Origin of the sequence: Streptosporangium sp. NPDC002544 (genome assembly GCF_040295965.1) — a bacterium.
GTDB lineage: Bacteria > Actinomycetota > Actinomycetes > Streptosporangiales > Streptosporangiaceae > Streptosporangium.
In genome coordinates, this window is record NZ_JBEOWJ010000034.1 from 18,708 (window position 1) to 39,731 (window position 21,024).

The window sequence follows — 21,024 nt, forward strand, 5'->3', positions numbered from 1 at the left end:
CAGAAAGATTGCCTTCTATGACCGAACCTGACCACGGAGCCGTGCTTCGGATCCGCGGGCTCACCAAGAAGTACCCGGGTGTGACCGCGCTGGACCAGGTGGATTTCGAGCTCCGCCGAGGTGAGGTGCACGTACTCTTCGGCGAGAACGGGGCCGGGAAGTCCACCCTCATCTCCATCATCTCCGGAGCACAGCACCCCGATGGCGGGACCATCGAGGTCGGCGGGCGGACCGTCGAGTTCTCCGGCGTCGCGGCCGCACGCGAGCTGGGCATCAGCGCGGTGTTCCAGGAGTTCTCGCTGATGCCCACGATGACCGTGGCCGAGAACCTGGTGATGGGCTCCGAGCCCGGCCGGTACGGATTCGTCAACCGGCGCCAGAGCAGGAAGCTGGCGCAGGCGCGCCTGGACGAGTTCGATTTCCGCATCTCGCCGGATCGGCTGGTGGAGACGCTGAGCCGGGCCGAGCAGCAGATGGTCGAGATCGCCAAGGCGTTCCGGCCTGAGCTCAGTGTGCTCATCCTGGACGAGCCGACCGCCTCGCTGACCGAGGAGGAGTCGGAGCGGCTGTTCGCCCTCGTCGAGGAGGCGCGCGGCCGAGGGGTCGGCATCATCTACATCACGCACAGGATGGCCGAGATCCGGCGCCTCGCGGACCGGGTGACCGTGCTGCGGGACGGGCGGCTGATCACGACGGTTCCCGGTGGCACGCCGGACGACGAGCTGATCGGCCTGATGACGGGCCGGGTGGTGGAGGACCTTTACCCCGAACTGCCCGAACCCGGTACCGGCGTGGTGCTGGCCGCCCGCGGCATCACGACCTTCGACGGCGCGGTGCGCGACGCGAGCTTCGAGCTCCGCGCGGGGGAGATCGTGGGATTCGCCGGCCTCATGGGGTCGGGCAAGTCCACCGCGGCCCGTGCCTGCTTCGGTCTGGAGCGGATCGACTCCGGGACGTTGACGATCGCCGGCAAGGATCTGACCGGCGCCGATCCCGCCCGTGTCATGAAGTCCGGCGTGGTGTACCTGCCCAGTGACAGGAAGACCGAGGGGCTGTTCCTCAACCGTCCGCTCCGCGAGACCGTCACGCTTCCCTGGCTGCGCCGGGCGCCGATGTCCAGCGGGCCGGTGCTGCGGCCGGGACGCGAGCGCGCGGCGGCCGGCGACATGCTGCGCCGGATGAAACTGAACCCGGCCGACCCTGAGCGCCCGGCCGACAGCTACTCCGGCGGCAACCAGCAGAAGGGCCTGCTGGGGCGGGCGCTCCTGGGGGACTGCGACACCTACATGCTGGACGAGCCGACGGTCGGGGTGGACGTCGGCGCCCGGGTGACGATCTACGACCAGATCGTCGAGCTCGCCCGGAAGGGCAACGCCGTGCTGGTCATCTCCTCGGAACTGCCGGAGATCCTTCATCTCTGTCACCGGGTGTACGTGTTCTCGCACGGAACGATCACCGCCGAGATACAGCGGGACGACCTCAGTGAGGAAACGGTCCTGCGCCACATGATGCATTGGGACGAACCAGCGACAAAGGAGATCGCATGACCCTCCCTGGTGAGGTCGGAGTGGCCCTACGACCTCGGAGATCTGTGATCTCGTACGCCGCCCGCACATTCGTCAAGATCGGTGTGCTGCCCATCCTCGTGGTCGTCGCGCTGATCGCCTTCTCCGCGATGTCGGACAACTTCCTGACCGTGGACAACATCCACTCGGCGCTGCGGCAGAACTCGTACATCATCATCGCCACTCTCGGCCAGTTCGCCGTGCTGCTGGTCGGCGGGTTCGACCTGTCGATCGGTGCCATCACCGCCCTGGTCTCGGTGACCACGGCGATGGCGATGACCGCCCAGTCGGAGACCTCCTCCCCCCTGACGGCCGTGCTCGTCGGTGTCGCCGCAGGTGTGCTGGTCGGCATGATCTGCGGGCTCGTCAACGGCCTGGGCGTGGCGAGCCTGAACATCAATCCCTTCATCATGACGCTGGCGACCGCCTCGGTGTTCTCCGGGCTCGCCCTGATGCTCACCTCGGGCGTGCCGGTCTCCGGCCTGCCCCAGGAGTTCAGTGACTGGCTGGGCTTCGGCAGCGTCCTCGGGATCGGCGTCTCCATCTGGCTCGCCGCACTGGCGGCCGGGCTCCTCTGGCTGTTTCTGACCCTGACCCGCCAGGGACGCCACATCTACTCCGTCGGGTCGAGCCCGCGCGCGGCCAGGCTCTCCGGGGTCAGCGAGTTCCGCACCCTGATCCTGACGTACGTGCTGGCCGGAGGCCTGGCGGCGGTCGGGTCCGTGCTGCTCACCGCGCGCATCGAGACCGGAGAGGCGAACATCGGAGCCTCCCTTCCGCTGCAGACGATCGCCGCGGCCGTCATCGGCGGGGTCAGCCTCCGCGGCGGATCCGGCCGGGTGCTCGACGCGGTGCTGGGCGCGGTTTTCATTGGAATCGTCGCCAACGGCATGAATCTGGCGCAAATCAATTCCTACTATCAAATGATAGTCACCGGCATTGTGCTGGCTCTGGCGGTTGTCGCCGACCGTCTCCGTACTCGACTCGCCGCCGCGGTGTACGCAGGAAAGGTGTGATTATGAAGGTCACTCTGAATTCCGATATGGGGGAGTCCTTCGGGATTCATTCCTTCGGGAACGACGGGGCGCTGCTCGCCCTGATCGACACGGCGAACGTGGCGTGCGGGTTCCACGCCGGAGACCCGAGTGGCATGCGCGAGACCGTCGCGGCCGCGGCCGCCGCGGGGGTCTCCGTGGGCGCGCACCCGGGACTGCCCGACCCGGTCGGCTTCGGGCGACGCGAGATGAAGTTGTACCCTGATGAGGTACGTGACATCGTTCAGTACCAGGTGGGAGCGCTGAAGGGCTTCCTCGACTCCGCGGGTGTACCTCTTGATCACATCAAGCCGCACGGCTCGCTGTACGGCATGGTCGCGCGGGACGAGGCACTGATGGACGCGGTGTGCGACGTCGCCGCGACGTACGGGGTGCCGGTCTTCGGAATGGCGGGAACCGCGCACGAGCGGGTTTGCCAGGCTCGGGGAATTCCATTTCTCGCCGAGTTCTACGTCGACCTCGAATACACGGCCGAAGGCGGTTTGATCATCGCCAGGCGGCCGCATGCCACACCTGTCGAGCGAGCGGTTGAGCGAATGACCATTGCTCTCGAAGAGGGAGTCGCCATTGCCGTCACCGGTGAGCGGATCCCCATGAGATTCGACACGGTCTGCGTCCATTCGGACACGCCCAACGCGGTGGAAGTCGCCTCCGCCATCAGAAATGTCATCGATTCGACGGACTCGTCGTCCTGAAAGGACTCTCATGTCTGAGCACGTTGTGCAGTCTCCGCTCCCCGGCGTCTTCTACACCCGGCCCGTGCCCGACCAGCCGCCCTTCGTCGAGGTGGGCAGCGTGGTCACCGCCGGGACGACCGTGGGCCTGGTCGAGGTCATGAAGCAGTTCGCCGAGATCAAGGCCGGGGAGAGCGGGACCGTGACGGCGATTCACGCGGAGAACGAGAGCATCATCGGCCCCGGGGACGGCGTCGTCACCATCGAGAAGGACTGATCCTGTTGCGTAAGTTGCTGGTCGCCAACCGCGGCGAAATCGCGGTGCGGATCATTCGGGCCGCCCGCGAACTCGGGATCAGCACGGTGGCGGTGTACAGCGAGGCCGACCAGGACGCCCTGCACGTCCGGCTGGCCGACGAGCGGGTGCTCATCGGCCCGCCCGCCGCCTCCCGCAGCTACCTGAACATGGACGCCGTCGTCACGGCGGCGGTCGATCTGGGCGCGGACGCGGTGCATCCCGGGTACGGATTCCTCTCCGAGCGGGCCGAGTTCGCCGACAAGGTGACCGGGGCCAAGCTCCTCTTCGTCGGACCGTCGGCGGAGACGATCCGGCTGATGGGGGACAAGGCACGGGCCAGATCCGCCGCCGAGGAGGCCGGAGTGCCGACGGTGCCAGGATCCGACGGGCCCGTCGACGGCCTGTCCGAGGCTCTGGCCGCGGCGGAAAAGGCGGGATACCCGGTGGCGGTCAAGGCCGCCGCGGGCGGCGGTGGCCGCGGTATCCGTATCGTGGCCGACGCGACGGAGCTCGCCGAGGCGCTGCCGGTCGCCCAGGCCGAGGCCCAGGCGGCGTTCGGCAGCGGGCTGGTGTACATCGAGCGGTTCGTGCCCAACGCCAGGCACATCGAGGTCCAGGTGTTCGGTGACGGAGAGAACTTCGTCCACCTGGGGGAACGCGAGTGCTCGATGCAGCGGCGGCGGCAGAAGGTGCTGGAGGAGGCGGGAGCGCCGGGCCTGCCCGATCACGTGCGCACCGCCATGGCCGACGCCGCCGTCGCGCTCGCCAAGGTCTCGGGTTACTCCGGGGCCGGCACCGTCGAGTTCCTCTACGACTCCGCGAGCGAGGGGTTCTACTTCATCGAGATGAACACCCGGATCCAGGTGGAGCATCCGGTGACGGAGATGGTGACGGGCCGGGACCTGGTCCGCGAACAGCTCACGGTGGCCTCGGGCGACCCGCTGTCGTTCTGCCAGGCGGACGTCGAGTTCCGCGGCCACGCCATCGAGGTGCGGCTCAACGCGGAGAACCCGGACTTCGGGTTCATGCCCAGCCCCGGCGTGCTGTCGGCCATGCGGATGCCGGGCGGTCCGTTCGTCCGCATCGACTCGGGATTCGGGCCAGGCAGCGAGGTCAGCCCCTTCTACGACTCCCTGCTCGCCAAGATCATCGTTTGGGGGGACAGCCGCCGGGCGGCGATCGCCCGGATGGCCCGGACCCTGGACGAGGTCGAGATAGCAGGCGTCGTCACCACCGCGGGATTCCTGCGCGAGGTGATCGACATCGAGGAGTTCCGCGACGGCCGGTACCACACCACCTTCCTGGAGGACTGGATGGCCGGCACCAGGACCGGGGGCGGCAAGTGAAGGAGAACACCGTGTGCAGAGCAGGCGAGAGCCGCTACTCCTGGGGTGGCGACGAGCATCTTGTCGTCCAGTTCGCCGAGGCGATGAGCCTTGAGGTCAACTTCACGGCCATGGCGGTGGCGAAGGCGCTCACCGAGAACCGGCTGCCGGGGATCGTGGACATCTGCCCGGCGAACGCGTCCCTGCTGATCAGGTTCGACCCCGACGTCGTGCCGCCCGCCACGGTCGAGGCGGCGGTCAGGGCGGCCGAGGCGCAGGTCGCGGGCTCACCCTCGCGGAGCATCGAGACCAGGATCTTCGAGGTCCCCGTCTGGTACGACGACCCGTTCACCAACGAGACGGGGGCCAGGTTCCGCGACCGGCACCAGCGGCCCGAGGGCAACGACCTGGAGTTCGCGGCCGTCGAGAACGACATGGACTCCGTGCAGGCGTTCATCGACGCCCATTCGGGCTCGCCGTGGATCACCTCGATGGTCGGCTTCGTGGCCGGACTGCCGTTCATGTTCCAGATGGTTCCCCGGGAACGCCAGCTCGAGCTGCCCAAGTATCTGCGGCCGCGCACCGACACGCCCGCCCTCACCATCGGACACGGCGGATGCTTCGCCTGCATCTACTCGGTCCGCGGAGCCGGCGGGTACCAGATGTTCGGCGTCACCCCCGTGCCGATCTTCGACCCGGAGCAGAGGCTCGCCGACTTCAGCGACTTCATGGTGTTCTTCCGGCCCGGCGACATCGTCAAGTTCCGCGGTATCGACAATGCCGAATACGACAGCATCCGAGCGCAGGTCGAGGCCGGCACCTACCGCTACCGCCAGCGCCCGATCACCTTCGACCTCGATCGATTCCTCGCCGATCCCGACGGCTACAACACCGAACTTCTGGGAGCTCTCTATGCCGGTTGAGATTCTGGAGCCCGGGCTGGCCTCAAGCATCCAGGACCGCGGCCGGCCCGGCTACTACAGCGTGGGCATCCCGCCGTCCGGCGCCGCCGATCTGCGCGCCGCGGCCGCGGCCAACCTGCTCGTCGGCAACACCCCGGACGCGGCGGTCATCGAGTCGCCCTACATGGGGCCCGCCCTGCGGTTCGACGAGCCGACGGTGGTGGCCGTCACCGGCGCGACCATGCCGGTGCTGCTCAACGGAGCACCGGTCCCGCAGTGGGAGTCCTTCGCGGTCGCGGCCGGAGACCGGCTGACCTTCGGTTTCCTGCAGGCGGGCGCGCGTGTCTACATCGCCGTCGCTGGCGGGTTCGACGTTCCCGTGGTGCTGGGCAGCCGGTCGACCTACGCGCTGGGCGGATTCGGCGGCTTCGAGGGCCGGAACCTGAGGAAGGGCGACCTGGTCCCGATCGGCGGGGCCGGGGGAACCCCCGGCAGGGTCGTGCCCGAGGAGCTTCGGCCCGTCCACAGCCGTGACGTCGAGCTACGGGTGGTCATGGGGCTGTACGACTACCGGCTGACCGACGCCGGTCGCAGTTGCCTGCTGGAGTCGGAGTGGTCGCTGACCCCGGTCGCGGACCGCACCGGTTTCCGATACTCCGGCCCGGTGCTGGAATGGGAGCAGCGGGTTCAGCCGTTCGGCGCGGGCTCCGACCCCTCCAACATCGTCGACGCCGGATATCCGATCGGTTCCATCCAGGTGCCGGGCGGCGTGGAGCCGATCATCCTGCATCGCGACGCGGTCTCCGGTGGCGGCTACGCCATGCTGGCCACCGTGATCAGCACCGATCTCAACCTGGTCGCCCAGTGCTCTCCGGGGACGCGAACCCGCTTCGTGGCGGTGACCCTGGAGGAGGCGCTGCGGGCGCGTGCCGCCGCGGCGGACTGGGAGTCGCGGGTGCGCCAGGCTCTGGGCGCGGCCGCCTGATGCGACCCCAGCCCGCTTCGGAACGGCTGGCGGCACTGGGACTGGTGCTGCCCGACGTCCCCGCGCTGGCCGGTGCGTACGTCGCGGCGGTCCGGTACGGCGACATCGTGATCACAACGGGCCAGCTGCCCTTCGTCGACGGCCGCCTGCCGCTGACGGGGCTGGTCGGCGTCGACCTCGACATCGCCGCGGCGGCCGGTGCGGCACGTCAGGCCGGCCTGAACGCGATCGCCGCCGCGGCCGGAGTTCTCGGCGGTGTCGACGACATCGTCCGCGTTCTCAGCGTGACCGGGCACATCGCCGGTGGCCCGGACTTCGTCGAACATCCGGCCGTGCTCGACGGCGCGAGCAAGCTCATGGTGGAGATCTTCGGGGAAGCCGGCCGGCACGTCCGTACCAATGTGGGAGCCCCGCGGCTACCGCTGAACAGTCCGGTGGAGGTCGGCATCGTGGTCGCCGTCCGCTGAGCCGGGCCGTGGCCCGTGGCCGGACCCCGGCCGCGGGCCCTTGGACAAGGAGTTCCGTTGACAGCTTTGACGACAGCTTCGGCAACACCGGCGTTGTACCGGCCGGCCTCGCTCGACGACGCCATCGAGCGGCTGGCGACCTCCGACCTGGACGCCGTGCCGATCGCCGGTGCCACCTGGGTCATGCGGAGTCCCGCCCGTGGCGAGCCGTTCCACGGCGAGTACGTGTCACTGGCCCGGATCGAGGAACTGGGACGGATCGACGACGACGGTACGAATCTCACGATCGGCGCGGCCGTCACCCATGCCCGGCTGGCCGAAGCGCTGGCCGGCCACCCCGGGCTGGACGTCCTCCGGCAGGCCGCGGCGAAATCGGCCAACCCGTCCGTCAGGCGTCAGGCCACGGTCGGCGGAAACCTCTGCACCACCGGCTTCGCCGCGGCGGATCTGGTACCCGCGCTGCTGAGCCTGTCGGCCGTCGCCATCGTGAGGGGTCCGGCCGGTGAGACCAGGATGCCGCTCGGCCGGTTCCTCGCCACGCGGGGCGCGGCACTTCCCGCGACGGTGCTGTCGCACGTGTCCGTGCCGCTGGCCCCCGTCGTGTCCGCGCACGCTCGCCTGACCATGCGGCGGGCGGGGGACTACCCGGTCGTCATCGTCAGTGCCACGGCCGCGGTGGACGACGCGGGGGTGGTGGAGTCGGCCACCGTCGCGGTGGGTTCGGTCGAACCCGTGGCCCGCCTGTGGCCGGAGATGGCGGCCGCGCTGGTCGGCCGGCGACTCGACGCGGACGCGGCGGTGCTCGCCGCCCGCGAGCACGCCGGATCCTTCCAGGCGCGGGAGTCGGTGGAGGTGGACGGCTGGTACCGGTCGCAGGTGCTGCCGGCGGTCGTGGGCCGGGCCGTACGCGCACTGGAGCGGTCCAGTCGCGCCGGACGGGAAGAGCGCGGAGAGGCGGGCAGGGCATGAGCACCGAGTTGACGGTCAACGGCGAGGTGAGGCGGGTGCACGCCGGCCCGATGACCCCGCTGGCCAGGGTGCTCCGCGAGGAGTTGCACCTGAGCGGCACGAAGATGGCGTGTGGCGAAGGGTTCTGCGGATCGTGCACGGTGTTCGTGGACGACGACGCGGTGGCGTCCTGCCTGGTTCCGGTGGGGCACGCGGAGGGCAGGTCGGTCCGGACCGTGGAGTCCCTCGCGGACCCGGCCGGCGCGCTCTCCCCTCTTCAGCAGGCGATGAAGGACGCCGACGCGGTGCAGTGCGGGATGTGCTTTCCCGGGATGCTGATATCGCTGAGCGCGCTGCTGGAGTCGGATCCGGACCCCGACCGGGATGACGTACGGGAAGCCCTGGTCGGCAACATCTGCAGGTGCACCGGATACGAGCGCATCGTGGACGCCGCGCTCGCGGCGGCACAGGCGGCCGCGGGACAGGGACGACAGGCGGAGGGGAACGGATCGTGAGCCAGGTCATCGGAGCCAACCTGCCCCGCCGCGACGCCGAGGACAAGCTGCGCGGCCGGACGATGTTCACGGTGGACGCCGCCGCGGGAGGGCTCCTGCACGCGGCGCTGCGCCGGTCGGACGTGGCCGCGGGCCGCATCGTCTCGGTCGACCTGGAGCCCGCCCGGCGCATGCCCGGAGTGCGGGCCGTCGTGTCGGCCGCCGACGCCCCCGGCCGGTACGGGATCACCATCGCCGACCACCCCCTGTTCGCCGTCGACGAGATCCGTTACCTGGGCGAGCCCATCGCGGCGGTCGCGGCGGAGACCCTCGAGCAGGCCCGCGCGGCCGCCGCGGCCATCGTGGTCGAGATCGAGGAGTTCACCCCCCTGATCACCATGGCCCAGGCGCTGGCCGACGACGCCCGCGATCTCCATCCGGGCTGGGAAGACTACGACGTGCTCATCGAGGGCGGCCGGCGGGCGCGGAACATCGGCTGGGAGGCCACGGTGGTGCGCGGGGACACCGACGCGGTGTTCGCCCGGAGCGACGTCAGGATCATCGAGACGGAATTCGTCGCGGGCAGGCAGAACCAGACGCCGCTGGAACCGCGCGCCTGCGTGGCCGGCTACGAGAACGGGCGATTCGTCCTTCAGACGTCCACCCAGGTCCCCTGGGCGGTCCGCAACTCCACGGCACGCCTCCTCGGGGTGCGGGAGTCCGACGTCCGGGTGGTGGTTCCGCCGGTCGGCGGTGGATTCGGGATGAAGTTCGAGGTGAGCATCGAGCCGTTCGCCGCCCTGCTGGCCCGCGCCTCGGGCCGTTCCGTCAAGCTGGTCAACAGCCGGCAGGAGGAGATGCAGACGGCGCTCTGCCGGGAGAACGCGGAGATCCGCATCCGGTCCGCCGTGTCGGAGTCGGGCGAGATCCTCGCCCGGGAGGCGGTGGTCCTGATGGACTGCGGCGCCTACGGCGGTGAACAGCCGTTCCTGACCAGCATGACGGCTCACACGCTGGGCGGGAACTACCGCCTGGGAGCCGTGCGGCTGGTGAGCCGCGCGGTCTACACCAACTCGCCGCCCAACGGGGCGTTCCGCGCCTGCAACGGCACGTACTGCACCGCGGCCCTTGAGCGGCACACCGACGAGATCTGCGCGGCGCTCGGCATGGACAGGGTGGAGTTCCGGCGGCGCAACGTCCTCGGCGACGGCGACATCGGGTCCACCGGGCAGGTGTTCGAGGGCGATGTGCTCGCTCCCATGCTCGATCGGATGATCTCGTTGCGGGACTCGGGCGAGCCCGTGAGGCAGGCCGACGACGGACGTCTGTACGGCACCGCGACGACGGTCGGCACCTGGTTCATCTTCGTGGGGCCCTCCGCGGCGACGGTGAACCTCAACCCGGACGGCGGCGTCACCCTGGTCACCGCCGGGGTCGAGATCGGTTCGGGATCGACCGTGCAGGCGATCCCGCAGATCGTCGCCGATTCGCTGGGCCTGCGGGTGGAGGACGTCACGGTCCGGGCCGCGGACACCGACGCGGCCGGATACGACGGCGGCGTGGGCGGCGGCAGGACCACCGTCTCGCTGGGGGCGGCCGGTGTCGCCGCCTGCGACGAGGTGCGCAGGAAGGTCTTCGAGGTCGCGGCGGAGATGCTAGAGACGTCTCCCGGCGACCTGAGTCTCGCCGACGGCCACGTCGTCGTGAACGGGGTGCCGTCGGCGCGGATCACCCTCAGAGAGGTCGCCGAACACGCGCAGCAGGTGTCGGGACCGATCTCCGGCTCCGGCTCGTTCACCGGCACCGGCGTGCAGCCCATGTCCGGCTGCGCGGCCGGACACCTGATCGGGGCACTGGACCTGCCGGTCTTCGCCGTGCACGAGTGCGACGTGGCGGTGGATCCGGACACCGGCCACGTGGAGGTGCTGGCCTACCGCGTCGTGCAGGACGTCGGCCGGGCGATCAACCCCAGGGCCATCCTGGGCCAGGTGCAGGGCGGTGTGGTCCAGGGACTGGGCTACGCGCTGCACGAGGAGATCACCATCGACCCTCGGGGGAAGGTACGGCAGACGGGTTTCGAGACCTACCGCGTGCCCCTGTCCGGCGATGTCGTCCCGGTCCGGCTCGATCTCTACGAGGGGGCTCCGTCCATCGGGCCCCTGGGCGTCAAGGGCGCGGGTGAGGTGCCGATCCTGAACGTGGCCGCCGTGGTCTCCTGCGCGGTGGCGGACGCCATCGGCAAGTCCGTGTCGCAGATCCCGCTGACCCCGCAGCGGGTTCTCGGGCTCATCCTGGAGCGGGACGGCGAATCCGTGGATCTCCGGCACATACCGCAGGGCTGGCGGGAGAACGTGATCGCCGACCCGGACGAACTGATGGCCGCGGCCGGTGTGGGACGCCCCTGATCGTCCGTCCGGACGACTCCGGTCCAGGCTCCCCCCGTTGGAGCCGGGACCGGGGCGCTCAGCCGGTCACCAGGTGCTCGGCCTCGTGGTGCAGTACCTCGACCAGGATCAGCTCCAGACGGAGGTCCTGGTCCGCGACCATCTCGGATGGTGTCATCGAATAACCTCCAGCCTCGCTGGTGGGGACGCTTCGCGCACCGTACGGGTTATCCGTCATAGCGGGCCGGTATGGACGGTGAGCGCCCGCCGGGAGCGTAGGTCCCGGCGGGCCGGCCAGAAGGCGGATCAGCGGCCGATGGCGAGGGCGGCCGCGTGCATGAGCCGTCCCGGATCGGTGTCGGGGTCGTCGCGGACGACCGCCACGTCCAGGCCGGCGGCGGCCAGGCGGCCGAGTGACGCGGCGGCGTCGGCGGCCGTCCCGGCGGCGGCGAACAGTTCGAGCAGCGCGTCGTCGACGAGATCGGTGCGCGGAGCGTCGGAGAGCCACCCCTCGCGGAACGCGGCGCACAGCCCCGCGTCGAGCCCCGCGGTTCTGGTGATCTCGTGGTCGCCGTGCACGCCGAGGTAGGTCGCCACCATGGGGCGCAGCCGGTCGCGGGCCGCGCGCGCGTCCTCGCCCACCGACAGCCCGACGTAGGCGGCCAGCTCCACCCCGGCCCCGACGCGCTCGCGGACCGAGGCGACGTAGGGCGCGGAGGAGAGGATGGACAGCAGCAGGCCGTCCGCCCGCTCGGCGGCCAGGGCCAGTGCCCGCGGCCCCTTGACCCCCAGCACGATCGGCGGGGTGCGGCGCGGCGGGGTGAAGGACAGCCCGGCCGACACGCGGAAGTGCTCGCCCCGGTGGTCGACGCGCTCGCCGGTCATCATCGCCCTGACGATGTCGACCGCCTCGGTCAGGCGGCCGATCGGCCGGTCGAAGGGGATGCCGAGCCGGTCGGTCATCCAGCGGGAGTTGCTCGCGCCGAGGCCGAGGATCGCGCGCCCGCCGCTGATCTCCTCCAGGGCGGCGAGCTCCATGGCGATCAGCGCCGGGTGGCGGGTCCAGGGGTTGACCACCCCGATGCCCACCCGGATCCGCCCGGTGACCGCGGCGATCGCGCCGGCCAGCGCGAAGGCGCCGCGCTCGCAGTAGTCCTCGGTGATCCACACGGTGTCGAACCCGGCCTCCTCGGCGAGCCTGGCGACCGCGACGGCGGAGGCGGCGTCGCGGTGCCCGGAGATGGAGAACGCGAGTCTCATCGCTCGCCCTCCGGGCCGAGGCCGCCACTTCGCCGGTCGAGTGCGGCGAGCCCCCGGTCGAGCGCGGCGGGCGTGGGTTCCACGACGGGCACCGGCGGCAGGGTGGCGGCGGTGGCCCCGACGTCCTTCAGGCCGGTGGAGGTGCCGACCACGACCACGGTGGCGTCGGCGGGCAGCGCACCCGACCCGGCCAGGTCCTCCACCGCGACCAGCGCGGTGACGGACGAGGCCTCCAGGTACAGGCCGGCCTCCCGGCCGAGCCTGCCCTGCGCGTCGAGGATGCGCGCGTCGTCGGGGACGGGCACCGCCCGGCCGCCGGTCGCCCGCAGCGCGGCCAGGCCCTGGAAGGTCCCGTACGGCGAGGCGATGGAGAACGCGACCGACGGGGCGGTCGGCACCGGTCCCGCGGTGTCCGTGCCGGCGGCCAGGGCGGCGTGGTGCGGGCCGAACGGCTCGGCCGCGACGAGGACCGGCATCCGGTCGGCCAGCCCCGACTCCACGAGGTCGGCGAAGCCGCGCCGGATCCCGGCCAGCCCGTCGGCGTAGGCGACGGGCACGACCACGTGGTCGGGAGTCCGGCCGAGGTCGGCGACGATCTCGTAGGCGATCGTCTTGTAGCCGTCGACGCCGTAGGGGATGGACCCCACCGGCGGGTCGGCGTGCCCGGACATCGCCAGCCAGCCGCGCTCCTCGACGAGCCGCCGCATCAGACGCCACCGATCCGGGGGGTTCTCCAGGGCGACGACGCGAGCACCGTACACCTGCATGAGCGTCTTCATCGTGGCCGGTACCGACGCCACGGTCAGCACCACGCAGGGCAGCCCCGCGCGCGCCGCGTAGGCGGCGACCGCCGCCCCGTGGTTACCGGTGCTCGCCACGACCACCGCCGGGGCGCCCAGTTCCACGGCCTTGGTGACCGCCACGGCGGCCAGCCGGTCCTTGTAGGACCAGGTCGGGTTGCGGGTCTCGTCCTTGACGAGGACCGCGCCGAGCCCGAGGCGTTCGGCGGTGCGGGGGAGCGGTACCAGCGGGGTGCCGCCCTCGCCCAGGCTCACCGCGGGTGTGGCGCCGTCCAGCGGCAGCAGCGCGCGGTGGCGGAACAACCCCGGCTGGGCGGGGTCACAGGGCAGGCCGCGCAGGCCGCCGAGGTCGTAGACCGGGAGCACGTTGGCGGGCGCCCCCTCCTTCTCGCAGGCCGGGCAGCCGCGCCCGGCGAGTTCCAGCGAGGGGTCGGGGTAGGTCGCCGAGCACCGCTGGCAGGCCAGCCGGCCGAGGTAGCGGGAGACCGGGGTCATGCCGGCACCACCGTCAGCTCCCTCGGCGAGCGGGTGAACAGCTCCGCCCCGTCGCCGGTCACCACCAGGGTGTCCTCCACCATCATCCCGCCCCATCCGAGGTTGTAGTACGGCGTCTCGAAGCAGAATGTCATGCCCGGTTCCAGCGCCGTCTCCACGCCGGGGGAGACGATGGGCGGTTCGTAGACGGCGAGGCCGATGCCGTGCCCGCAGTGCTGGCGCCGGTAGGGCGTGACCCCCTCCCGCCGCACCGCCCGCATCGCGACGTCGAAGACCTCCGAGGCGGTCACGCCGGGGCGGGTCAGGGCGACCTGCTCGTCCAGGCCGGCGAGGATCGCCGCGTAGTGACCGGCCTGGCGCGCGTCGGGCGCGCCGAGCACCGCGGTGCGCCCGATGTCGGACCAGTAGCCGGCGTACAGGCAGCCGATGTCGAAGCGGGCCAGCTCGCCGGGGCGCCAGCGCCGGTCGGTCGGGTGGGCGTCGGCCAGGGCGGAGCGCGGGCCGGTGGTCGCCACCACGAAGCGAGGCTCGGCGCCCCCGGCGACCATCGTGGCGGCCACCGCCTGGGCGAGCTCGTGCTCGGACACCCCCTCCGCGGCGATCTCCAGGGCGGCGTGGACTCCGGCCTCGGCGAGCCGGGCGGCGTGGCGCAGCAGCGCCACCTCGCCGGGGAGCTTCACTCCGCGGACCCGGCTCGCCCAGCCGGTGGCATCGGCCGCGGCGGGGTCGCCCGCGGCCTCGCGCAGGGCCACCTCGCCGTCGAGCCCCTCGACGCCGTACCGGAGCCCCGCCCCGGCGGCACGGGTCGCGGTGGCGAGCGCCGCGTACAGGTCGGGGTGCCGGTCGGCGGCACCGGTGAGGGGCGTGGGGCCGGACGACTCGAAGTAGAACCGGCCGAACGGCACCACCCGGTCCTCCGGCACGCCGCCGTCCACCGCGGGGGCGGTGTCGGCGGCCGGGCATACCAGCCAGCAGTCGTCGCCGGTCACCACGGCCGCCATCCGGTGGGCGCGGAACAGTGCCCCGGCCACGCTGCGGTAGCCGGTGGCGTACAGGACGCTCTCCGGAGTGGTGAGGACGACGGCGTCGAACGGAGCCTCGGCCAGGGCCCCGCGCAGCCGGGTGAGCCGCTCCGCCGCCAGCCGGCGCAGGTCGACGTCCGGGGCGGGGGGAACGGCGCTCACGGCCGACCTCCCGCCTGCTTGGCGATGACGGTCTCGCTGAACTCGTGCATGGCGTCGAGCGTCTCCGGCACGGTGTCGGCCGCGAACAGCAGCCCGGCGAGGGTGTCGACGCCGGCCTGCCGGTAGGCGGCGATCTGCTCGGCCACGCTGTCCGGAGTGCCGATGAGGTTGCGGCTCGCCAGGTCGGAGACGCCCTGGTCCTTCAGCGTCGTGCCGGACAGCGAGACCATGTGGTTGTGGAGCTGGGAGGCGCGGAATCTGCGCCAGGCCTCCTCGTGGGTGGGCGCCACGCAGACCGCCACCTGCAGCGCGACCTCGAACCCGCCGGGCAGCTCGCGGCCCGCGGCCGCCGCCTGCGCCCTGATGTCGGCGATGCCCGCGGCCACCTCGCCGGGGGTGAGGCAGGCGGGCAGCCACCCGCCGGCGTACAGCGCCGCGCGGGTGCGGGAGCCCGGCGCGTTGCCGCCGGACAGGATCGGCAGCGCGGGCTGTGCCGGCTTGGGGTAGGACTCCACGTCCTCGAACTCGACCCAGCGCCCCTTGAAGGAGGCGCGCCGCTCGGTGAACAACGCGTTGAGCGCCTGGATGGCCTCGGCCGCGTGCTCGCCCCTGTTGATGCGCCGCCCGGGGTTCATCGCCTCGAACTCCTCGCGGTAGGCGCCGATGCCCACGCCCAGCACGGCCCTGCCTCCGGACAGCCGGTCGAGGGTGGCGACCTGCTTGGCGGCCACCACCGGGTTGCGGAACGGCAGCACCATGATCGCCGTGGCCAGCCGGATCCGGCTGGTGAGCGCCGCGACGTAGCTCAGATAGGCGAACGGGTCGTAGTAGCGGGGCGGGGTGTCGAACTCCTCGCGCACGTAGCCCTGCGTGGTCACGTGGTCGTTGCCCCAGACCGAGTCGAATCCCAGCCGCTCGGCCTGGACGGCCAGCTCGACCGCCTCGGCGGCGTCGGCGTAGGGGACGGGGTACATCAGTCCCTCCGTGCCCGTGGGCACTCCCAGACCGAATCTCATCGAACATCTCCTTCCCGTGCGTCGGCCGTGACCGGAATCGGGGCGTTCCGCCTGAGGGCGGTCACCGCCCAGCCCAGTACGGCATAGCAGACGAACCCGTAGACCAGCCCCTCGATGGCGTCGGTCAGCAGGACGTCGGTGTACTTCGCCAGCAGCGCCGCCACGACCCAGGCCACGAGGGCCTCGGCCCGCACGGCCGGTGCCGACTCCAGCAGCTGGTCGCCCGTGTGGTGGCGGGCCAGGATCCAGAAGTGCGCGATGAGCACGCCGGCGAACGGCGGCGCGATGATCGCGATGACGTTCAGGAAGACGAGGAACTGGGCGGCCAGGCCGGCGAAGGCGACCAGGATCGCGATGACGATCGAGATTATGGTCCAGGTGGGTTTGCCGACACGCAGCCCCAGGGTGTTGGAGGCGTTGGTGAAGGCGAGCGAGGCCGAGTAGAGGTTGTTGTCGGCGGTGTTCCACAGGGCCAGCACCAGCATCACCGCGGCCGGGGCCAGCAGGCCCAGTCCCTGCATGACCAGCACGAAGTTGCTGTTGCCCACGGACATGGCCGAGACGGTGGCGATGATCTCGAAGACACCCGCGCCCACGACGAACCCGGCGAAGCAGGAGATGATCACATCCCGGCCGCGGGAGGCGAAACGCGTCACGTCCCCGACGAGCGCGGCGCCGGTGACCCACGTCGAGATGACGGCGCCGACCGCGACGGCGAACCCGATGGGCACCGCGGGCTGCTGGGCGGCCACCTCGGCGAACCCGCCGTCCCCGCCGCCGATCTTGAAGAGCGCCAGCAGCGCGATCGCGACCTCGATGGGCACCGCGATCGCGGAGAACTTCGCCAGTCCCTTGAACCCGAAGATCGCCGTCGTGGTGATGGCGGCGCCGAACGCCAGAATGAAGGCCCATGGTGGGATCGCCGGAATCAGCTTGTGCACCGCCCCGCTCCAGGTGTCCATCAGCACTCCGATGAACCCCATGGCGATCACACCGAGCAGCAGCGAGACCACGACCGCGCCCTGGCGGCCGAAGACGACCCTGGCGGCGAGGTAGCTGGACAGGCCGGTCCGGTAACCGACCAGCCCGATCAGCGCGGACACGGCCACCAGGACCAGGTTGCCGACGAGGATCGCGGCCATTCCCTCACCGAAGGTGGTCCCGCCGCCCACGACACCGCCGACGAGGAAGCTGCTGACGCTGATGTTCCAGCCGATCTGGACGATGATCATCTGGATCAGGGACTTGCGCCGATGCGCGGGCACAGGCTCCAGCGCGTGGTCGTCGAGGTCGGTGGCGATCGACTCCGACTCCACTTTTGTACTCATAGCGCCCTCCTTGACTGGGACTGTGCCCTGGGATAGTCCATAGTCCATTAAGGGGCGTATGCCCAACTACGTGGCTCTGCCGGAAGATGGGGAGATCGCTTTTGTGGACATGACACAAAAGGCCCGCGGCCTCCTCGCGCAGGTCGAGGAGATCGCGGCCACCCTGGTCGGCACCGTCTGGGAGCGCCTGCCCGGATACGACCAGGCGCGGATGGAGGTCGAGGACCTCACCGAGGTGGTCGCGCCCAACCTCACCGCCGTGCTCTCGGCGGTGGCCGAGCGGCGGGCCCTCACCGAGGCCGAACTGCTGTCCGCGGCGCTGCTCGGCCAGCGGCGGGCCATCCAGGGCGTGCCGATCGAGAGCCTGGTCGCCTCCTGGCACACCGCCGAGCGGGCGCTACTGGAGCGGCTCGCCGCCGCGGCCGGGCCGTCGATCCAGGGCCACGACCTCGCCGGGCTCGTGCAGCGGCTGGCCGCGCTGACCGATTCCATGATCGACGCCTCGACCGACGCCTACCGCCAGACCCGCAGCGAGGCCGCCGCCCATCTCGACCAGATCGCCACCGACCTGGTGTCCCGGCTCGCCGGCGGGGAGCCGCTCGACCCCGCCGACGTCGAGGAACGCGCCCGGCTCGTCGGAGTGCCCGCCCAGGTGCCGCATCGCGCCGCCGCGATCGGCATGGCCGACGTGACCAGCCCGCTCGCGCTCGCCAGGGCGCAGAAGGCGGTGCTCGACTCGCTGCGCCCCCGGCTGCGCAGCCGGATCCTCGCCGGGAGCAAGGGAGCCACCACGCTGCTTCTGCTCGCCGACGCGCCCGGCCTCGACGAGGCGCTGACCCGCGCCGCCCGCCGGCCGGGCATCCCGCCGGGCCTCGTCCTGGGCCTCGGTGAGCCGCGGCCCAGGCTCGGGGAGGCGGGCGGGTCGTGCCGGGAGGCGCTGGCCGCCCTGGAGGCCGGGCTGCGGATGGGGGCCGACCGCGTGGTCGTCCACTTCGAGCGGGTCATCCCCGAGGTGCTTCTCATCGGCAACCCCCTCGACGCCGGCCGCCTGGTGGACACGGTGCTGACCCCGCTGAGACCCAGCCCGGTGCTCATCGAGACCCTGCGGACCTACCTCACCTGCGGCCTGTCGGTACGGCTGACCGCGCAGCACCTGTCGATCCATGAGAACACCGTCAGCTACCGCCTGCGCCGCATCCTCCGGCTGCTGGACCTGGACGCCCCCTCCCGGCTGCTGCGCCCCGACGTCCTCCTCGCGCTGCGGGCCGACGAGCTCGGCCAGGGCCGGCAGGACGCGCGGCTCGACGACCGCGGCCCGGAGTGACCGGCCCCGGCCTGCCCGGGTACGGGATTGCCCGTCGTCACGCGGCCGGGGCGCCGGGGCGGGGACGATGGCGTGCGCCGTGCTTCCCCGGCCCCGGCCTACGGCGGCCGAGACGGTGGGCGGGTCAGTCGAGGCCCGGTTCGGCCCAGAAGATCGTCCCGGAACCGCGCAGGCGGACCGGTCCGGCGGCGGGGACGAAGGCGGACTCACCCGGTCGTAGCACCTGCCCGCCGGCCTCGACCTCGCCCTCGGTGCACACCAGGATGCGCGGTACTCCGCCCTCCAGGGTGAGCCCGGAGCCCGGAACGGCCGTGCCGAGGCGGAACTCCGGGGCGGGCGTGCGGTAGAGGTTGCCGACCGGCTCGACCGGCAGGGGCGAGATCGAGGGGTCGGTGACGCGCAGCAGCTCGTCGACGTCCATCGGCTTGCTGGTCAGCCCCGCGCGGAGCACGTTGTCGGAGCTGCCCATGATCTCCACACCGAAACCGCTCAGGTAGCAGTGCAGGGCTCCCGCGCCCAGGAACAGCGCCTCACCGGGCCGCAGCTCGTGGCGGCGCAGGAAGAGCGGGGCGAGGCAGGCCGGGTCTTCCGGGTGGATGCCGGTCAGGCGTACCACCAGTTCGTCGTCGGGGCCGCCCGCGGCCGACGCGGCCCGCGCGATCGCGGCCACAAGGTCCTCCCGGCCCTCCTTCGGCCACTCCACCAGCGCGCGGAGCGCGGCGGAGGCGTCCCCGGCGGCCAGCGGCGCCACGACGGGCTCCAGTTCCGGGATGCCCAGCCCGCCGATGAGCGCCGCGGCCTCCGCGGGCGGACGGAACCCGGCCAGCGCGGTGAACGGGGTCAGCGCGCAGATCAGCTCGGGCTTGGGGAACGGGTCGACGTAGACGCCCCTGGCGTAGCCCTCCTCCGCCTGCTGTCGCGACGGATGAACCTGCAGTGACAGCGGCAGGTCCACGGCGATCAGCTTCAGCAGGTACGGCAACCGCGAGCCGAACCGCTCAACGGTCCTCTCCCCGAGCTCGGCCACCGGGTCGGCGGCCACCGTCTCGGCGAGGGAGTGCCACGTCCCCCGCCGCAGCACCGACGAGGAGCCGGACGGGTGGGTGCCGAACCACATCTCCGCCTCGGGCCGCTCCGCGGGGGAGGGGCGCCCGGCCAGCGTGGCGATGGCCGTGCGCGAGCCCCAGTCGTAGTTCTTCACGGGATTGCGCAGCAGGCTCGTCACGGCGTCTCCACCGCCTCCGGCAGGAAGGAGCGCCGCGACGCGGGGATCTCGCCCGGCCCGGTCTGGTCGGCCGCCGCGCGGGCGGCGGGGATGAGGGGGCCGTTCATGATCCTCCGTGTCCGTGAGTCCGAGCAGGAAACGAATGAATGCCACAGAACGCCGATGCTACGCGTCTTCGGTGTCTCCCGGCCGCCAATGCACGGCCAAGACCGGGTGAACAAGTCCGTCGACCGCGGGGTCTCACCGCCCGGGGCACCGCACCGCCACGCGACGGTCCTTACCGTGCCGGACCGCGGGCCGAATCCGGCTCCGCGTCCTACGCCGTCCCTTTCTCCCGGCCTTCCACCAGGACGGCGAGACCGTCGAGGAGACGCCGCAGGCCGAACTCGAACCACTCGTCGATGTCGATCACGTCCCCCCGCTCCGCGTGGAGTCTGGACAGTATCGGGAACCGCCCGGACTCCAGGATCTCCAGGAGCGCCGGCGTCCTCGACACACGCCACTGCCCGGCCGTGACCCCGGTGCGACGCTCGGCCTCCACTTCGTTCACCAGCAGCAGGGCCGCGCCCTGCACCTGGGCGCTCACCGTCATGGCCACCCAGTGCGTTGTCGTCGGGTCGAGGCCGAGGCCGTCCATGGCGCGCATCGCCCACTCGACGTCGGTCAGCACGTTCGGCCCGATCGGCGGCCGGGGGGTGGCGATGACCCGCAGCACCCAGGGGTGCCTGGAGTACATGCGCCACTCCCGCCTCGCCGCGGCCTCCAGTCCGGTGCGCCAGCCACCGGGACCGGAGCCCGGATGCGGGTCCTCGCCGAAGACGGCCTCGACCATCAACTCGACGAGCGCGTCCTTGCCCGGCACGTAGCGGTACAGCGACATCGCGCCGGTGCCCAACTCGGTCGCGACGCGGCGCATCGACAGCGCGTCCAGCCCCTCGGCGTCGGCGATCCGGACCGCGGTGCGCACGATTCGCTCGGTGCTCAAGCCGGCTGGGGGCTCGTGCCGTTCCGTCGGATCGCCGGTGCTCGGCGGGGGCGTGGGGAGAACGGTCCGCGGCGCGGGCTCGGTGAGGCGCGCGGCTCGTCCGGCGGCGCGGATCCGGTAGGCCCGTGCCTGACAGGCACGGGAGCAGTACCGCGGGCGTCGACCCCGAGGCGCGGCGTCCAACGGCTTTTCACATTGCGCACACGTCAACATGCGTCCTCGTCCAATTCCGGCACGCCCACTGGTGTGACGAAATTCTAACACGCGTTTTTTGTGACGTAATGAAAGGCGGCGGTGTGACGTTATGGCG

At 71.6% G+C, this 21,024-nt stretch carries 19 protein-coding genes; 12 read left to right on the forward strand and 7 right to left on the reverse strand.

The features are described from left to right. The first annotated feature begins 17 nt into the window (after positions 1-17). From ABT061_RS37685 to ABT061_RS37735, 11 genes are all read left to right on the forward strand, one after another. On the forward strand, positions 18-1,547 hold the full coding sequence (locus ABT061_RS37685) for a sugar ABC transporter ATP-binding protein (protein ID WP_350927175.1): 1,530 nt from the start codon (positions 18-20) through the stop codon (positions 1,545-1,547). Continuing rightward, entirely contained in the window at positions 1,544-2,581 is a 1,038-nt protein-coding gene (locus ABT061_RS37690; protein ID WP_350927177.1) for an ABC transporter permease, read from the forward strand. Before ABT061_RS37685 ends, ABT061_RS37690 begins: the two co-directional genes overlap by 4 nt. Before the next feature lie 2 nt (positions 2,582-2,583). Continuing rightward, on the forward strand, positions 2,584-3,315 hold the full coding sequence (pxpA, locus tag ABT061_RS37695; protein WP_350927179.1) for a 5-oxoprolinase subunit PxpA: 732 nt from the start codon (positions 2,584-2,586) through the stop codon (positions 3,313-3,315). 10 nt (positions 3,316-3,325) lie between these two features. After that, positions 3,326-3,571 carry an acetyl-CoA carboxylase gene (locus ABT061_RS37700; protein WP_350927181.1) on the forward strand — a complete coding sequence of 82 codons (246 nt, stop codon included), beginning with the start codon at positions 3,326-3,328 and terminating at the stop codon, positions 3,569-3,571. Positions 3,572-3,576: 5 nt separating this feature from the next. Beyond that, complete coding sequence (locus ABT061_RS37705) at positions 3,577-4,938, forward strand: acetyl-CoA carboxylase biotin carboxylase subunit (RefSeq protein ID WP_350927183.1); 1,362 nt, start codon at positions 3,577-3,579, stop codon at positions 4,936-4,938. Positions 4,939-4,949: 11 nt separating this feature from the next. Then, on the forward strand, positions 4,950-5,840 hold the full coding sequence (locus ABT061_RS37710) for a 5-oxoprolinase subunit B family protein (RefSeq protein ID WP_350927185.1): 891 nt from the start codon (positions 4,950-4,952) through the stop codon (positions 5,838-5,840). Continuing rightward, positions 5,830-6,804 (forward strand): 5-oxoprolinase subunit C family protein, encoded by a 975-nt coding sequence (locus ABT061_RS37715; RefSeq protein ID WP_350927187.1) that lies wholly within the window; start codon positions 5,830-5,832, stop codon positions 6,802-6,804. Before ABT061_RS37710 ends, ABT061_RS37715 begins: the two co-directional genes overlap by 11 nt. Continuing rightward, the gene (locus ABT061_RS37720) at positions 6,804-7,271 is read left to right on the forward strand and encodes a RidA family protein (protein WP_350927189.1); all 468 of its coding nucleotides are present in this window, start codon (positions 6,804-6,806) and stop codon (positions 7,269-7,271) included. The genes ABT061_RS37715 and ABT061_RS37720 overlap by 1 nt, the downstream gene beginning before the upstream one ends. A 66-nt stretch (positions 7,272-7,337) precedes the next feature. Then, entirely contained in the window at positions 7,338-8,240 is a 903-nt protein-coding gene (locus tag ABT061_RS37725; RefSeq protein WP_350927191.1) for an FAD binding domain-containing protein, read from the forward strand. Continuing rightward, positions 8,237-8,734, forward strand: a complete 498-nt coding sequence (locus tag ABT061_RS37730; RefSeq protein WP_350927193.1) for a (2Fe-2S)-binding protein — start codon at positions 8,237-8,239, stop codon at positions 8,732-8,734. Before ABT061_RS37725 ends, ABT061_RS37730 begins: the two co-directional genes overlap by 4 nt. Beyond that, a complete protein-coding gene (locus ABT061_RS37735; RefSeq protein WP_350927195.1) occupies positions 8,731-11,118 on the forward strand; it encodes a xanthine dehydrogenase family protein molybdopterin-binding subunit in 2,388 nt (795 codons plus the stop codon). Before ABT061_RS37730 ends, ABT061_RS37735 begins: the two co-directional genes overlap by 4 nt. 285 nt (positions 11,119-11,403) lie before the next feature. Here ABT061_RS37735 and ABT061_RS37740 read toward each other — a convergent pair whose 3' ends face one another. From ABT061_RS37740 to ABT061_RS37760, 5 genes are read right to left on the reverse strand one after another with little or no spacing between them, the layout of a single operon-like run. Further along, positions 11,404-12,357, reverse strand: coding sequence for an LLM class flavin-dependent oxidoreductase (locus tag ABT061_RS37740; protein ID WP_350927197.1), 954 nt, complete (start codon positions 12,355-12,357; stop codon positions 11,404-11,406). Continuing rightward, positions 12,354-13,652, reverse strand: coding sequence for a threonine synthase (locus tag ABT061_RS37745; protein ID WP_350927199.1), 1,299 nt, complete (start codon positions 13,650-13,652; stop codon positions 12,354-12,356). The genes ABT061_RS37740 and ABT061_RS37745 overlap by 4 nt, the downstream gene beginning before the upstream one ends. Then, positions 13,649-14,836: a M24 family metallopeptidase gene (locus ABT061_RS37750; protein WP_350927201.1), complete on the reverse strand. Its 1,188-nt coding sequence runs from the start codon at positions 14,834-14,836 to the stop codon at positions 13,649-13,651. The genes ABT061_RS37745 and ABT061_RS37750 overlap by 4 nt, the downstream gene beginning before the upstream one ends. Continuing rightward, positions 14,833-15,852 (reverse strand): LLM class flavin-dependent oxidoreductase, encoded by a 1,020-nt coding sequence (locus ABT061_RS37755; protein WP_350927203.1) that lies wholly within the window; start codon positions 15,850-15,852, stop codon positions 14,833-14,835. The genes ABT061_RS37750 and ABT061_RS37755 overlap by 4 nt, the downstream gene beginning before the upstream one ends. After that, complete coding sequence (locus tag ABT061_RS37760; RefSeq protein ID WP_350927205.1) at positions 15,849-17,180, reverse strand: cytosine permease; 1,332 nt, start codon at positions 17,178-17,180, stop codon at positions 15,849-15,851. Before ABT061_RS37760 ends, ABT061_RS37755 begins: the two co-directional genes overlap by 4 nt. 109 nt (positions 17,181-17,289) lie before the next feature. Here ABT061_RS37760 and ABT061_RS37765 point away from each other — a divergent pair, with 109 nt between their 5' ends. Then, complete coding sequence (locus tag ABT061_RS37765) at positions 17,290-18,504, forward strand: PucR family transcriptional regulator (protein ID WP_350927207.1); 1,215 nt, start codon at positions 17,290-17,292, stop codon at positions 18,502-18,504. A 124-nt stretch (positions 18,505-18,628) separates the two neighbouring features. Here the strand turns inward: ABT061_RS37765 and manA are convergent, their stop codons facing one another. Together manA and ABT061_RS37775 are read right to left on the reverse strand one after the other, a co-directional pair. Beyond that, positions 18,629-19,729, reverse strand: a complete 1,101-nt coding sequence (gene manA / locus ABT061_RS37770) for a mannose-6-phosphate isomerase, class I (protein WP_350927209.1) — start codon at positions 19,727-19,729, stop codon at positions 18,629-18,631. Positions 19,730-20,045: 316 nt separating this feature from the next. Next, positions 20,046-20,714 carry a TetR/AcrR family transcriptional regulator gene (locus ABT061_RS37775; RefSeq protein WP_350927211.1) on the reverse strand — a complete coding sequence of 223 codons (669 nt, stop codon included), beginning with the start codon at positions 20,712-20,714 and terminating at the stop codon, positions 20,046-20,048. Between the last annotated feature and the right edge of the window lie 310 nt (positions 20,715-21,024).

Coding starts and splice junctions, on each gene's coding strand:
- pxpA (WP_350927179.1), top strand. CDS start 2,584: ATGAAGGTCACTCTGAATTCCGATATGGGGGAGTCCTTCGGGATTCAT.
- ABT061_RS37720 (WP_350927189.1), top strand. CDS start 6,804: ATGCGACCCCAGCCCGCTTCGGAACGGCTGGCGGCACTGGGACTGGTG.
- ABT061_RS37740 (WP_350927197.1), bottom strand. CDS start 12,357: ATGAGACTCGCGTTCTCCATCTCCGGGCACCGCGACGCCGCCTCCGCC.
- ABT061_RS37700 (WP_350927181.1), top strand. CDS start 3,326: ATGTCTGAGCACGTTGTGCAGTCTCCGCTCCCCGGCGTCTTCTACACC.
- ABT061_RS37730 (WP_350927193.1), top strand. CDS start 8,237: ATGAGCACCGAGTTGACGGTCAACGGCGAGGTGAGGCGGGTGCACGCC.
- ABT061_RS37755 (WP_350927203.1), bottom strand. CDS start 15,852: ATGAGATTCGGTCTGGGAGTGCCCACGGGCACGGAGGGACTGATGTAC.
- ABT061_RS37745 (WP_350927199.1), bottom strand. CDS start 13,652: ATGACCCCGGTCTCCCGCTACCTCGGCCGGCTGGCCTGCCAGCGGTGC.
- ABT061_RS37685 (WP_350927175.1), top strand. CDS start 18: ATGACCGAACCTGACCACGGAGCCGTGCTTCGGATCCGCGGGCTCACC.
- ABT061_RS37760 (WP_350927205.1), bottom strand. CDS start 17,180: ATGAGTACAAAAGTGGAGTCGGAGTCGATCGCCACCGACCTCGACGAC.
- ABT061_RS37715 (WP_350927187.1), top strand. CDS start 5,830: ATGCCGGTTGAGATTCTGGAGCCCGGGCTGGCCTCAAGCATCCAGGAC.
- ABT061_RS37765 (WP_350927207.1), top strand. CDS start 17,290: ATGACACAAAAGGCCCGCGGCCTCCTCGCGCAGGTCGAGGAGATCGCG.
- ABT061_RS37690 (WP_350927177.1), top strand. CDS start 1,544: ATGACCCTCCCTGGTGAGGTCGGAGTGGCCCTACGACCTCGGAGATCT.